This window comes from Halorubrum trueperi, from assembly GCF_042662525.1.
GTDB classification, from domain to species: Archaea; Halobacteriota; Halobacteria; order Halobacteriales; family Haloferacaceae; genus Halorubrum; species Halorubrum trueperi.
This window is the reverse complement of the sequence record NZ_JBHSXI010000009.1, coordinates 102,159-115,487: the sequence shown is the minus strand read 5'-3', so window position 1 is coordinate 115,487 and position 13,329 is coordinate 102,159. Positions and strand designations below refer to the sequence as shown.

Here is a 13,329-nt window from a genome sequence, read left to right as displayed (position 1 = left end):
GGGCCGTTAGGCTTCCTCGGCGTCCGCGTCGCCTTCGCCGCCGATCTTGTTTCGGTCGAGCATGTACTCCTGCTCGACGTCGAGCGCGTGCTCGGCGGTGTCGTACACCTTCGCGTAGCCGACCGTCTTGCGCATGCCGAATTTCGTGTCCAGCTCGTGGACAACGACCTCCTCGGAGGCCTTGTCCAGCTTGGCCGCGAGCGAGTCGCGGACCGACAGACGGGAGGGCGTCGCCTCCTCGTGGGTCGTCTCGAATCGGATGTCCGTGCGGTGCAACATCGGGTTCTCCTCCTCGGAGATGATATCGACGTCCATGGTTCAGTTAGGCGTATATCCCCTCGAAAGCTGTAAAAGGATTTCGAAGCGGGGGTGCCCTCCCGTTCGAGCGCTCGACCGTCACCGACCGGCTCCCTCCGAGGCGTCGTTCGAAGCGATCCCGAGGGCCTCGTACGCCGCGTCGAGGTCGCCGTCGAGAGCCTCGAACAGCGTTCTGGCCTCGGTGCGGGATTCCGGCGTGACCGCGACGCGGACCATCCCCTCGCCCGGCTGGCCGTAGACGACGCTCGCGCCGTCGGGAGCGGCGACGATAGCCGGAAGTGCGGCGAGATCTTCCTCGCCGACGACCTCGATCATGACCGGTTCGCTCGCTGAGAGGGCCTCGGCGAGCGCCGAGAGGAGATCGATCGACAGCGACGCCGGGGGGTTTTCCACGGCGATCCGACGGACGTCGGCCGCCGCGAGCGCCGATTCGATCTCGGAGCGAACCACCTCGCGCTCCGTCTTCCCGTCGACTACGGCGACGTCGGGGACGCGCCCGGCCTCGCGGAGGTGGTACGTGACCACGTCGCCGACGGCGACGATCGGAGCGTCGCGGTCGATCCGGTCGGCGCGCGTCTCGGCCGCCGCGGCGAGCAGTTCCGACGCGTCGGTCGTGACCGGGCCGAGCGGGTCTTTGAACGCGTCTCGGAGGGAGTCGGGGAGCGTGAGCATTAGAGTGCGGAAGTGACGTGTACGGTGGATGAGAATCGCCGCCGGGTCGTCGCTAGCGGACCTTCAGCGCGTACGATCCGGCCTTCGTGACGTTCATCTCCTCGGCGATCTGGCTCCCCTCGGGCTGCGTGATGATGACGTAGCCCGCCCAGTCCTCCGTCAGCGACGACGACCCGCAGTGCTCGCAGGTCTGCGAGTCAGGGTCGTTGACGTGGTGACACTCCCGACACGCGAGGCGGTCCTCGGCCATCAGTCTGCCTCCTCGCCCGTCTGCTCGCGGTGCTGCCGCTGTCCCTCCAGCCACTCGTGTTTGCCGAGCCCGGGCTGTTTCGCCGTGAGCCCGATCTTCGAGTCGCGCGGGTTGCGCTCGTCGATGCTCTTGGTCACGACGCGGACCCGAACGGCGTCGTCGACGCCGAGCGTCTTATCCGAGTCCGACGAGGCGAGCTGCTGGTTCGCCCCGTCGAACGTGAGGTACTCGTCGGTGATCTGCGAGACGTGGAGCAGGCCGTCGACCGGGCCGATCCCGACGAAGGCACCGAACTCGACCGTTTCGACGACCGTCCCGTCGGCGACCTCCTGCATGTCGGGGTCGTACGTCAGCGCGTCGAACTCGGCCTCGTAGTAGACGCCGGGGCGGTTGTGCAACACCGCGCCCTCGCCGACGTCGTGGACCTCGATGACGCTCACCACGCTCCCCACGTCCTCGTCCATTCGTCCTTCCAGTTTGTCCTGGAGCAGGGCTTTCACCCGCTCGTCGGTGACGTCCGCCAGGTGTTTCGGCGGTACCTCGACCGTATCCTTGAGTCGAACTCGTTTGTACATATTCGTTGGTTGTCCGCGTCCGCTAGGGTTCCGTTATCGCCAGTGCGTTCCGACCCCTTAAACCGATTACTGGTGCGCCCGCCTCCAGCACCCGGTTCGCCAGCGGTCGATCGTTGGTGACGACGCCGTCGACCCGGTCGTCGTCGACCAGCTCGACGAGCGCGTCGTCGGCGTACGATTCGTCGGTCTCCACCGTCTCAGCCCGCGTCGCGAGGTCCGCTCCCACGCTCGCCGCCGTCGCCGCCTCTCCCGCTCCGCCCCGAAGCCCGTCGAGTTCGGACACAACGGCCGCCGGGACGACGGTCTCGTACGCGCCGAGGAGCCGGTCGAGCTCCTCGAACAGCCGGAGATTCGCCTCGACCGGCGACATCAGGGCGCTCGCGTCCAGCGCGACGATCGGTGCCCTGTCGTCCACGCCGCCGGCCGCGAGGGCACCGCCGAGAGCACCGTCAGCGTCGTCGGCGTCGTCCGCGCGGGCGGTTCGGGTCACGCTACGAGAGCGTCCCGACGCCGATGAGCCGCCACCGCGCGCCGACCCGTCGGTTGATCGCGATCTGTGCGCCCTCCTCGGCGCAGACGGGGCGTTTGAGGCTCACCTCGCACTCGCCGTCCCGGGCGCTCGTCACCGCACCGACCGTGGTGGCGGTGCCGACCGTCAACATCAGGGGCTCGCCGGTGGTGATCTCCTCGACCGCACCGTCGTCGCCGTCGCCCTCCTCGCTGCCGATGACGCGGTCGAGCAGGTCGACCTGCATCTCGAACTCGTTGCGCGTCGGCGGGAGTGTCCCGGGTTCGCCGGCGACCTGTCCGGCGAGTGCGTCGCCCTTCGTCAGGCTCGGGTCGAGCCCGGTTCCGACGCCGAGCAGGCCGCCCGGCCGGGCGCTCTCGACGTCCTGGCTCCCGGCCTGCAGCGACCGGACCGTCGTTTCGAGGGGACGCCACTCCGTCTGCCCCTCCTCGTCGACCTCGCGGCCCGGGCGGATCTCTAGGCCGTCGCCGACGGACAGTTCGCCGCTGACCAGCGAGCCGCCGACGACGCCGCCCTTCAGCGTGTCGGCGGTCGCGCCCGGACGGTTGATGTCGAACGAGCGGGCCGCGTACATGCGGGCGCTCTCGCCCGGGTCGCGGTCGGGCGTCGGGATCTCCGTCTCGATCGCGTCGATGAGGAGGTCCATGTTGACCTCCTGTTGTGCGGAGACGGGGACGATCGGCGCGTCCTCGGCGACCGTTCCGTCGACGAACTCCTGAATCTGCTCGTAGTTGGCGACGGCGCGGTCGCGGTCGACGAGGTCGACCTTGTTCTGCGCGATGACGACGTTCTCGATCCCGATGAGGTCGAGCGCCATCAGGTGCTCCTCCGTCTGTGCCTGCGGGACGTCCTCGGTCGCGCTCACGACGAGCACGGCCCCGTCCATGATCGAGGCACCCGACAGCATCGTCGCCATCAGCGTCTCGTGGCCCGGGGCGTCGACGAACGAGACCGTCCGCACCGGCTCGCTCGTGGAGCCGTCCTCGCACTCCTCGTCGACGGTGTAACACTCGGGCGCGTCGACGCCGGGACAGCGGCGGAACGTCGCGTCCGCGTATCCCAGCCGGATCGAGATGCCGCGTTTCATTTCCTCGCTGTGCTGGTCGGTCCACGATCCGGACAACGCCTGCACGAGCGTCGTCTTGCCGTGGTCGACGTGACCGACGAGACCGATGTTCACCTCCGGTTGTGTGTTGGCTTCAGTCACTGTTGGACCTCCTAACGGAGTAGTCTTATGCGAAATTCGCCCCGTGCGAGTGATAAAGTTGCTGTTATAGTGGCGATACGGGTTCACCGAGCGCGTACGCGAGAGAAACAGACCGGTGAGCAAATCCCGCGCGAACCGGTGACAATCGCTTATAAATCGCTGTAACGATCACTTATAAATCGCGGCATGGTGGCACGCGCCTCCGAGCGCCCGGAGGGCGTAAGGAGCCCGCGCGAGGTCGGCGGCGGCGGAGTCATCGGCTGACAGAGGATCTTCGATGCTCGCTGGAGTCGCGAGCACTTACTGAAGGCGCGAGCGGCGAGGCTGGAGCTTTGTGGGCGTTCACCGCGCCAACAGCTGCTTATAAGCGAGCGGCCGGGACGTCGGAGTCGTCCGACGCCGCTTTACGGATCACGGCCGTACCACGTGCCATCATGGGATACGCGTGCCCGGTGTGCGAGACGCCACAGCGAGACGGCGAACACCTCGCGCATCACCTCGCGTTCACGGCGATGTTACACGGGGACGACCACGAAGCGTGGCTCAACGAGCGCGTTCCGAACTGGGGCGACCGAGACCCGGCGGGACTCGCGGCCGACGTGACCCCACACGCTGAGACGGCCGAGTACCACGAGGTGTTCGAGGATACCGTCGACCGCGGCCGACCGAACGTCGGCGTGGGCGCGCACGGTCACGCCGGTCGCGATCGCGGCCACAGCAGTCACGCGCACGCTCACGCACAGGACCCCTCCGCGCGGACCGGTGTCGTCGACGAGCACGGCGCGACCGACCCGGAGACCGCCGAGGCGCTCCGCGAGGCGAGGGAGATGACGCGAGAGATGCGAGATGGCGACGACAGCGTCAGCAACGATAGCAACGACAGCGTCAGCAACGATAGCAACGACAGCGTCAGCAACGACGGCGACCGCGACGACGGCGACGACGGCGACAGCGACGATCCGTCCACGTAGCGGAACGCCCTTTTCGGTCGACGGCGAACGTCCGGTATGCACACCAGAGGGACGTTCGCGCCGGAGACCCGCGCCGACGCGCTCGAACGGTACGAGGAGGTCGGCCCGGTCGCGCAGGTCGTGGTTCGCGAGGCGACGAAGGCGATGGAGTTCGACGCCGAGGAGTACGACGAGCGGGTCACCTCGGAAGTGGTTCAGACCGCCCGCGACGCCACCTTCGCCGAGCTGCTCGCGGTCCACGTCGGCGACGAGAGCGAGTTCGACGCGTGGCTCGACGAGAGCGGGTTCGACGCCGAGGATGTCGTCCAGATCGGCTCCGACAACGTCGACAACCTCGTGTGGCATCCGGTCCCATTCGCCGACGCCGTGATCGCGGCGACGTTTCAGGACGAGCCCGACGCGGCGGCCAGCACCCTCCGTCGGAACGCCTTCGGGCGCGTGTACCGCGAGGAGTTCTACGCGTCCGGACGGTAGCGCCGGCCGTCGATTCGGGGTACTGTTGCGGTCAACGTAATGTAGTGGTCGATGTTCTGCGAGTATTCCGAATAAAAAACGAAGACGAGCGCGTCCGCGTCGAACCTCGAATTGACGCTTACGCGAGCTCGTCGATCTTGTCGACGACCGCGTCCGCGAACTCGCTCGTCGCGAGCTTCTCCCCGCCCTCTATCTGACGGTGGAGATCGTACGTGACCTTCCCGGATGCGATGGTCTCCTCGACCGCGTCGCGCACCAGATCGGCGGCGTCGGACCACCCGAGGTACTCGAGCATCTCGCGACCCGAGAGGATCATCGCCGTCGGGTTCACCTTGTCCTCGCCCGCGTACTTGGGCGCAGAGCCGTGCACCGGCTCGGCGAGCGCGCGACCGTGCCCGCGATTGATGCCGGGCGCGATGCCCAGCCCCCCGATCTGTGCCCCCGCCGCGTCCGAAAAGTAGTCGCCATTCAGGTTCATCGTCGCCACCACGTCGTACTCGTCGGTCCGGGTGAGAACCTGCTGGAGCATATTGTCGGCGATCCGGTCTTTCACGACGACCGTGCCTTCGGGCTGGTCGCCGTCGTACTCGTCCCACAGCTCGTCTTCGGTGATGACCTCCTCGCCGTACTCGTCGGCCGCGAGTTCGTACCCCCAATCCCGAAACGCGCCCTCCGTGAACTTCATGATGTTCCCCTTGTGGACCAGCGTTACCGAGTCCCGATCGTTCGCCAGCGCGTACTCGATCGCCTCGCGAATCAGTCGCTTTGACCCAAACTCGGTGATGGGTTTGATCCCGATGCCGACGGGGCCATCGTGAATAATATCGTCGACACCCATCTCACCTTCGACGAACTCCCGAACTCGTTCGACCTCCTCGGTTCCGGCTTCCCACTCGATACCGGCGTACACGTCTTCGGTGTTCTCACGGAACGTCACCATGTCCATCTTCTCGGGATTCGTCACAGGAGACGGAACCCCCTCGAGATAATACGTCGGCCGGACGTTCGCGTACATGTCGAGCGTCTTGCGCAACGCGACGTTCAGCGAGCGAAACCCCGCACCGACCGGCGTCGTCAGCGGACCCTTGATCGCAACGCGATGAGTGCGAATGGCCGACACCGTGTCCGCCGGAAGATTCTCGTCGTACTTCTCACGGGCGCTCTCGCCAGCGTACACCCGCATCCACGCGATAGAACGGCCCGTCGCCTCCGCAGCCGCGTCGAGAACCCGCTGTGCGGCCGGGCCCACGTCGGTACCGATCCCGTCACCGTGGATGATCGGAACGATGGGATTCGACGGGACGATCAACTCGCCGGTCTCCTCGTCGGCGAGCGTGATCGCCTCGCCGTCTTCGGGGACCTCGACCTTGTCGTAGCTCATGAACGTTCGTGCGTTGTTGGACCCACCTAAAGTGCCTGCCGCTTTGCCGCTGACCGTCACGTTCGCCGGAATCGAAAGATGAGGGCTCACCCGAACACCGGCGTTCAGACCGCCGAGACTTCCACGTCGAACAGCGATCGCCATCGGTAGCGACGCCCGCCCCAGACGAAGGTCCGCCTCGCGACCGCATACGCGATGAAGACCGGTGAGACGAGCACCGACGGACCGGCCAGCAAGAACGTCGCCCGCCGGATCCCGAACCGCGCGTAGACCGCCACGGAGAGGATCGTGACAAGCGCCACCCCGATCACCGGCGCGAAGAGACAGAGCCCAGCGAGGCCGACCGAGAGCACGACGTTGAGCGCGGCCGAGCGCGGCGCGTGGTGCCGGACGATCTGAAAGAACCGAACGAATCGCTCCAGCGATCCCCGGATCGACCCGCCGGACGGAACAGTCCGCGTTCGGTCCGCGGCCGTCACGTCGAGATACTCCGTGAGCGTGCCGTCGTCGCTAACGGTTCGGCGGAGATCTTGACAGAGGGACTCGACGGCCTCACGGTTCCTGGTAGCGTCGCCGTCGCGGTCACTGGCGGCGGCGCGGTCGCTTGCACCGTCGCAGTCGGTGGGATCTCGGAGGTCGACGCGCTCGAAGACGACCGCACCGCCCCAGACGATCCCGCCGACGGCGACCGAGACGGTCCCGCCGATGGCGTACGCCGGTTCGAACAGCCGCGCGAGCGGATCCCGTCCGACGAACACCGGGACCTCGGTTGTCGATCCCTGCCTGTCGTAGTCGGCGTGGAGCGTTGCGAGCCAGTCCGGCGGATGCCGAAAGTCGTCGTCGGTCCAGACGATCCGATCGCGTGTCGCCACCTCCATTCCCGTGGCGATTGCGTTCGCCTTCCCGGAGCAGTCCTCCGGTTCGCCGGCGAGCACAATCCGGACGCCGTCGGGGAGGGATCCGCAGTCAACCTCGGCACCACTCCCGGAAGCGACATCCTCCTCGATGCCACTTCCGGATTCACTCCTTCGAGTCGCCACCGGATCCGTCGCCGTGTCGCAGATCACGAGCAGCTCGTCGTCCGCGCCGAGCTGGTTCGCCACCTCCTCGCAGGCCTCGGTCCAGCGGACGGTCGGGAGCAGAACGGACGTCGGCGGCGCGTCCATGATCTATCGATCGAGACGCGGACACTTAGTCGTCCCTCCGGCGGGTTCCGGATCCTTATTACCTCCCCGAGAGACGCGCGCGTATGCGCGTCATCGTTCACGGCGGAGCCGGCGGCGTCCCCGACGAGCCAGAAGCGAGACAGGCGGTTCTCGACGACGCGGCCGACCGCGGCATTCTCGCCGAGACGCCGCTCGACGCTGTCGCGGACGCGCTCGCGATTCTCGAATCGAGTCCCCGATTCAACGCCGGCGTCGGCGGCGCGGTACAGTCCGACGGTGTCGTCCGCACCGACGCGGGCGTGATGACATCGGACCGCGAGGTCGGTGCCGTCTGCTCGATGCCGGGCGTCGAACACGCGGCGAGCGTCGCCCGAGTCGTTCACTCCGAGACGCCGCACATCTTCGTCTCGGGCGAGCATGCCGTCGATCTCGCAGCGGATTTCGGTATCGAGACCGGCGTCGACCTGCGCACCGACGAGACGCGCGAGCGGTACGAGAGCGAGGACCCGCCGCGGGGCGGTCCCCGCGAGCACCTGGACTGGCTCGCGACGCGGTTCGGATCGGGCGACGATCAGGCCGGTGGTGGGTCAGGGAGTGACGGAAAAAACGAAGACGATCCGGGCCGAGCGCCCGACCACGACACGGTCGGCGCTGTCGCCGCCGACGGTGAGACGTTCGCCGCGGCGACCTCCACGGGCGGGCGATCGTTCGCGCTCGCGGGGCGCGTCGGCGACGTGCCACAGGTCGGCTCCGGATTCTTCTGCACCGAGGCCGGCGGGGCGAGCGCGACGGGCGCCGGTGAAGACATCGCGCGCGTCACGCTCTCGCGGCGCGCGGTCGGTTTTCTCGACGACGGGCTCGGCGCGCAGGAAGCGGCCGACAGGGCGATCGACGAGTTCGAGGAGATCACGGGGTCTGGCGCCGGCCTGATCGTCCTCGACGAGGTCGGCACCGGGAGTGCCTTTAATACGGACGGGATGCAGACGAGTGTCGTTTATAAGTAGTCGCTGGCGCGGTAAGCGGGTAACAGAGTGCGGATCACTGGGGCCGGTGTCTCTCATCCGATGAAGGGTTCCACAGAGTCGTTTTACAGATGATTGACCAATCACGCACCACTGACCGTGGTCAGTTCGATTCTTTCCATTCGTTTGGATCCCCTTCCCGAAACTCTCCTTTCGCTTCTCTGTCCTGTGGCCAGAGTACAATCATACTGAGGGCGACATAATAGAGCGCAATGACAGCTACGACAAGAACTCCGGGGACGACGGCGATGCTGGCAGTGGTCAGTGGGCTTTCGTTTGGCGCGAACGCCGTGATTCGGAACAGCCACGCGACGAGTAAAACGGCCAACAGCGGGAGGTAAATTCGCCGCAGGCGGTTTGCTGTGGCTTCCCATGACGCTACTTTCAGCGTCGGTGTCCGATAATCCTGACTGAGTTTGCTCCGCCAATCCTCGTGTTCGACCCCCGCTGACGGATCGAGCGCGTTCGCAAGCAAGTTCTGCTGGAAGAGACGCACTCGCGAGCGATAGACATCATAGTCGCGATATCGCCGCGCTTCGATCAACAGGAAGAGAGAGACAGCGAGGATACCGACGAGGATAATATAATGTGGATTATCGGGACTGGAAAACGCGAACGTGAGAATTGCAGCCACAACCGTTACCCCCCACGTAGTCGTCTGATCGAGGCGCGATCGCCACGTCGTCTCCCGGTCCAATTCTCCGCGATAGGCATCACCCAATATTGAACTCATCTCCGTGCGGTGATCGGCCATTTCGCTGCCAAGTTCGGGTTCCTCTGCCGATTCGGAGTCGGCTGCCGTGTCATCGGTCATACAGAGCGGTACGGTATCAGCAGTAAAAGGAGTTCCAGGGTCGGGCTCTCGGTAGTTCTAGATTATTCCGTGGTCGTGGGCTCGACGTGGCTTCACTCCACACATGATCCGCGCTGTCGACCGGAGAGGCGAGGATACAAATCCGCCCGCCGCCTTGCCCGGGTATGGTCACGTTCCTCGCCGGCGGCACGGGAACGCCGAAACTCCTCGACGGGGCAGCCAGCCTGTGGGACCCCGACGAGATCACGGTGGTCGCCAACACAGGCGACGACATCGAGCTCGGCGGCCACCTCGTCTGCCCCGACGTCGACACCGTGCTGTTTGCCGGCGGCGACGTCCTCGATCGCGAGACGTGGTGGGGGATCGCCGACGACACGACGACGACTCACGAGGAACTGCGGCGGCTCGCGGCAGCGGTCGGGCTCGGGACGGCTCCCCGGTACCTCGACGAAGCGGCGCAGACGGCGGGGCGCGAGATCGCTCGCTGGCGGCGCTTCTCGGGCGTGGGAGAGTTCATGGAGATCGGCGACCGCGACCGCGCGGTCCACGTCACCCGGACGAGCCTGCTCGACGAGGGGAAATCGCTCACCGAGGCGATCGGAACGCTCGCCGACGCCTTCGGTCTCGACGTGGACCTCCTCCCGATGTCCGACGATCCGGTTGCGACGCTGGTCCACACCGAGGCGGGCGAGACGCTCCACTTCCAGGAGTACTGGGTCGCCCGCCGGGGCGAGCCCGCGGTCGCGGACGTCGAGTTCCGAGGCTCCGCGGACGCAGAACCGACCGCGGCGGTCCGGGACGCCCTCGACGACTCGGTCGTGATCGGTCCCTCGAACCCCGTGACGAGCATCGGCCCGATGCTCGCGCTCCCGGGCGTCGAGGCGACGCTCGCGGAGACGCCCGTCGTCGCCGTCTCGCCATTCGTCGGCGAGGAGGTGTTCTCCGGCCCCGCGGCCGATCTCATGGCCGGCGTCGGCCGAGAGCCGTCGACCGCGGGCGTCGCGGACGCGTACCCGTTCGCGGACGCGTTCGTCCTCGACGACCGGGACGACACCGACCTGCGCGACCGGCACCCCGGGCTCCACGTCGAGCGCACCGACACCCGAATCGACGACGCGGACGACGCAGAGCGCGTCGCCCGAGCGTGCGATCGCGCGCTGGAGGTAGTCTCGTGAGCGACCCCGAACTCGAGGGCGGCCCGTTCCTCGTCGCGGCCAGCCTCAGCGGTGCGTCCGACGCCGTCTGGGCTCGGGCGGCAGCCCCGCACGTTGACGTCGCGGTCATGGGCGGGATCGCCCTGGATCCGGCCAGCAGGGCGGCTGCGCGGGACCTCGTCGCCCGCGACCGCTCCGAGTTCCTCCCCGACGATCCGGTCGAGTGGATCGATCGGCAGGTCCGCGCCGTCGACGACGCGCCGGTCCGACCCGGGGTGAACCTCCGAAGCGCGACGGTCGAACCGGTCCGCGAGGCGGCCGAGATCTGCGCCGATCGCGACGCTGTCTGCGAGATCAACGCCCACTGTCGGCAGCCGGAACTTCGCGCTGTCGGCTGCGGCGAGTCGCTCCTCCGGGATGTGGATCGGCTCGCCGAGTACGTCGCCGCCGCGGCCGAGACGGGCGCGACGACGAGCGTGAAGGTTCGAACCGAGGTCCCCGGCGTCGACCTCGTCGCCGTCGCGGACGCGGTCGCGGACGCCGGGGCGGACTGGCTCCACGTCGACGCGATGGACTCTGAAGCCGTCGTCGAGGAGCTGACGGCCGGCCGGCCGACGGGCGACACCGGCAGTCCGGATAGTCCGAATGATCCGATTGGTCTCGATGCTCCCGATCCTCTCGATGCCTCCGATTCCCACGAGTTTCCCCGCTGTTCCCTCACCGTGGTCGCCAACAACGGAGTCCGAGGGCGCGAAACGATCGCCGAGTACGCCGAGTACGGGGCCGACGCCGTGAGCGTCGGTCGTCCGAGCGAACGCCCCGAGGCGCTCGCACGAGTCGCCGACGCGGTGCGCGCGTGGCGCGAGGGGGAGTTGCCGCCGGGCGAGACGGCGGACCGGTCGGAGGCGTCGCCGTGACGTCCGACGACGGGGGACCGGGTCGCGAAAGCGGCCGCGGAAGCGCGGGCGAGTCCGACCTCGGTCCGGCCGACGACGCGATCCTCGCGCTCCTGCTCGAAGTCGCCGGGACGCCGAAGCCGGGGAACGTCGACCGACACCGAGATCTCGACGACCTCCGTTTCGAGTCGTTCCTCGGCGGCGCGGTCGGGGCTCGCGAAGGACTCGAACTCGCGGCGGACGGCGAGAAATCCGTCGGCACCGCCTTCGAACACGGCGTGGCCGGAATGGCCGACCGAGCGGGGACGAACACCCAGTTCGGCTGTGTGCTACTCCTCGTCCCGCTAGTGCGGGCGGCCGCCGAGGGCGACCTCACCCCGGCGGGACTCGACCGTGTGACCCGGGAGACGACGGTCGACGACGCGGTCGCGTTCTATCGGGCCTTCGAGCACGTCGACGTCGCGGTCGCGGACCCGCCCGCCGACGCCGCCGATCTCGACGTGCGCCGGGGGAGCGACGCGGCTCCGGCGCTCAGAGAGCGAGAGGTGACCCTTCGAGACGTCATGGCGCTCTCCGCGGACGTCGGCGACGGGAGCGAGTCGATCGGAGACGGGAGCGGAGCGACTGGCGACGGAAGCGGAGCGACTGGCGACGGAAGCGGAGCGACTGGCGACGGAAGCGGAGCGGCCAACGACGGCTCGGACCGCGTCCCCGACCGAAACGCCCTGGAGTGGATCGGAGGGTTCCGGCGGACGTTCCGCGCGGCGGAGTGGATTTTGTCAGACGACGGCCCGTTGACTGAGCGCGCGGCACGAGCGTTCATCGGCCTGCTCGCGGCCGAGCCAGACACTCTCGTGGCGACGACTCACGGTATCGAAGCGGCCCGAGCAGCGAGCGATCGCGCGGCCGCACTACTCGGCGCGAACGGCGGGACGTCCAACGGACACGACGCCGACGATATCGACGCCGACGGCCTCGATGGCGAGATCGACTCCGAATCGGTTCACGCAGCCGACCTTGCCGCCGCCGAGGAGCTCGCGATCGCGTTCGTCGACGAGGGGATCAACCCCGGAACGACCGCCGATCTCACCTGCGCTGCGCTGTACGTCGCGCTCCGGCGCGGTGCGGAGGTGTCGCCGTGAGAGACGACGTCGTCGACGTCGAGGGTATCGCCGTCGACGGCTGGCCTGTCCCCCTCCGCGGCGTCACCGAATCGGTCGTGACGACGCTCGGACCGAACGACCGCTGGAACGTCGCCGCGCTCGGACTCCACGCGCCGGAGCGACCCGACGAGCCGGTCACCGCGCGGACGTACGGCCGCACCCGAACGTGGCGGAATTTTACGGAGCGCGGCGGCGGAGTCGTGCAGTTCACGACCGATCCGCGAACGTTCGTCGACGCCGCCCTGACGGTCCGAGAGGTCGACGATCCGGTGCTGCCGACCGCCGACTCGTGGGTCGAGGTGACCGTCGAGGAGGTCGAAATCGAGAGCGGAGGCGACACGACCATCCGAACGTGGGCGCTCGATCCGGTCGAGAGCGAGGTCGTCGCTGAGCGCGTTCCGACGATAAACAGGGGGTTCGGCGCAGTCGTCGACGCGACGGTGGCGGCCTCGCGGCTTGACGTGTCCGAGTTCGACACGGAAGCGCTGCTCGACCGGCTGGCGTACTTCGCGGACGTGGTCGACCGCTGCGGCGGATCGGCCGAGCGAGAGGCGTTCGAGCGGATCGACGACGCGACCGGGTGGCGGGACCGCGGACGCGACGGCGACGACGCGACGGGATAGCGCGAGCGCGACGAGGCAACGCGTGGGCGGCGCAGTCGAGCGCGCGGCCGACGACGGAGCGACGCGCCACCGCCTGACGGCCGCTCGCGGCGGAACGAACCCTTTTAGTTCGGG

16 protein-coding genes are annotated in these 13,329 nt (G+C 67.8%); 7 read left to right on the top strand and 9 right to left on the bottom strand.

From position 1 onward, the window contains the following. Nucleotides 1–6: 6 nt before the first annotated feature. The 6 genes from ACFQEY_RS08230 to ACFQEY_RS08205 all read right to left on the bottom strand — a co-directional run bounded on the left by ACFQEY_RS08230 (nt 7) and on the right by ACFQEY_RS08205 (nt 3,551). Nucleotides 7–315: a 30S ribosomal protein S24e gene (locus ACFQEY_RS08230; protein WP_379767019.1), complete on the bottom strand. Its 309-nt coding sequence runs from the start codon at nt 313–315 to the stop codon at nt 7–9. Nucleotides 316–396: 81 nt separating this feature from the next. Beyond that, nucleotides 397–990 (bottom strand): GTP-dependent dephospho-CoA kinase family protein, encoded by a 594-nt coding sequence (locus ACFQEY_RS08225; protein ID WP_379767016.1) that lies wholly within the window; start codon nt 988–990, stop codon nt 397–399. Nucleotides 991–1,042: 52 nt separating this feature from the next. Continuing rightward, nucleotides 1,043–1,240: a transcription elongation factor subunit Spt4 gene (spt4, locus tag ACFQEY_RS08220; protein ID WP_379767013.1), complete on the bottom strand. Its 198-nt coding sequence runs from the start codon at nt 1,238–1,240 to the stop codon at nt 1,043–1,045. After that, nucleotides 1,240–1,815, bottom strand: coding sequence for a DNA-directed RNA polymerase (locus ACFQEY_RS08215; RefSeq protein WP_379767010.1), 576 nt, complete (start codon nt 1,813–1,815; stop codon nt 1,240–1,242). The genes spt4 and ACFQEY_RS08215 overlap by 1 nt, the downstream gene beginning before the upstream one ends. A 22-nt stretch (nt 1,816–1,837) precedes the next feature. Next, nucleotides 1,838–2,230 carry a DUF188 domain-containing protein gene (locus tag ACFQEY_RS08210; RefSeq protein WP_379767537.1) on the bottom strand — a complete coding sequence of 131 codons (393 nt, stop codon included), beginning with the start codon at nt 2,228–2,230 and terminating at the stop codon, nt 1,838–1,840. A gap of 76 nt (nt 2,231–2,306) precedes the next feature. After that, a complete protein-coding gene (locus ACFQEY_RS08205) occupies nt 2,307–3,551 on the bottom strand; it encodes a translation initiation factor IF-2 subunit gamma (RefSeq protein ID WP_379767007.1) in 1,245 nt (414 codons plus the stop codon). Between the two features lie 434 nt (nt 3,552–3,985). Here ACFQEY_RS08205 and ACFQEY_RS08200 point away from each other — a divergent pair, with 434 nt between their 5' ends. Continuing rightward, the gene (locus ACFQEY_RS08200) at nt 3,986–4,522 is read left to right on the top strand and encodes a DUF5810 domain-containing protein (protein WP_379767004.1); all 537 of its coding nucleotides are present in this window, start codon (nt 3,986–3,988) and stop codon (nt 4,520–4,522) included. 36 nt (nt 4,523–4,558) lie between these two features. Next, complete coding sequence (locus tag ACFQEY_RS08195) at nt 4,559–4,996, top strand: DUF5809 family protein (protein ID WP_379767001.1); 438 nt, start codon at nt 4,559–4,561, stop codon at nt 4,994–4,996. A 118-nt stretch (nt 4,997–5,114) separates the two neighbouring features. Here ACFQEY_RS08195 and icd read toward each other — a convergent pair whose 3' ends face one another. Beyond that, nucleotides 5,115–6,377 (bottom strand): isocitrate dehydrogenase (NADP(+)), encoded by a 1,263-nt coding sequence (icd, locus tag ACFQEY_RS08190; RefSeq protein ID WP_379766998.1) that lies wholly within the window; start codon nt 6,375–6,377, stop codon nt 5,115–5,117. 104 nt (nt 6,378–6,481) lie between these two features. Next, on the bottom strand, nt 6,482–7,543 hold the full coding sequence (locus ACFQEY_RS08185) for a glycosyltransferase family 2 protein (RefSeq protein ID WP_379766995.1): 1,062 nt from the start codon (nt 7,541–7,543) through the stop codon (nt 6,482–6,484). Between the two features lie 83 nt (nt 7,544–7,626). Here ACFQEY_RS08185 and ACFQEY_RS08180 point away from each other — a divergent pair, with 83 nt between their 5' ends. Further along, nucleotides 7,627–8,547 (top strand): isoaspartyl peptidase/L-asparaginase, encoded by a 921-nt coding sequence (locus ACFQEY_RS08180; RefSeq protein ID WP_379766992.1) that lies wholly within the window; start codon nt 7,627–7,629, stop codon nt 8,545–8,547. A gap of 121 nt (nt 8,548–8,668) precedes the next feature. On the opposite strand, the gene ACFQEY_RS08175 is transcribed toward ACFQEY_RS08180, so the two are convergent. Beyond that, a complete protein-coding gene (locus ACFQEY_RS08175; protein ID WP_379766990.1) occupies nt 8,669–9,379 on the bottom strand; it encodes a DUF2270 domain-containing protein in 711 nt (236 codons plus the stop codon). Between the two features lie 164 nt (nt 9,380–9,543). Between ACFQEY_RS08175 and cofD the strand changes: the two genes are divergently transcribed. From cofD to ACFQEY_RS08155, 4 genes are read left to right on the top strand one after another with little or no spacing between them, the layout of a single operon-like run. Next, complete coding sequence (gene cofD / locus ACFQEY_RS08170; RefSeq protein WP_379766987.1) at nt 9,544–10,554, top strand: 2-phospho-L-lactate transferase; 1,011 nt, start codon at nt 9,544–9,546, stop codon at nt 10,552–10,554. Then, nucleotides 10,551–11,450, top strand: a complete 900-nt coding sequence (locus ACFQEY_RS08165; RefSeq protein ID WP_379766984.1) for a tRNA-dihydrouridine synthase — start codon at nt 10,551–10,553, stop codon at nt 11,448–11,450. The genes cofD and ACFQEY_RS08165 overlap by 4 nt, the downstream gene beginning before the upstream one ends. Further along, nucleotides 11,447–12,571, top strand: a complete 1,125-nt coding sequence (locus ACFQEY_RS08160; protein WP_379766981.1) for a triphosphoribosyl-dephospho-CoA synthase — start codon at nt 11,447–11,449, stop codon at nt 12,569–12,571. Before ACFQEY_RS08165 ends, ACFQEY_RS08160 begins: the two co-directional genes overlap by 4 nt. Next, the gene (locus tag ACFQEY_RS08155) at nt 12,568–13,215 is read left to right on the top strand and encodes a DUF447 domain-containing protein (RefSeq protein ID WP_379766978.1); all 648 of its coding nucleotides are present in this window, start codon (nt 12,568–12,570) and stop codon (nt 13,213–13,215) included. The genes ACFQEY_RS08160 and ACFQEY_RS08155 overlap by 4 nt, the downstream gene beginning before the upstream one ends. Nucleotides 13,216–13,329: the final 114 nt, after the last annotated feature.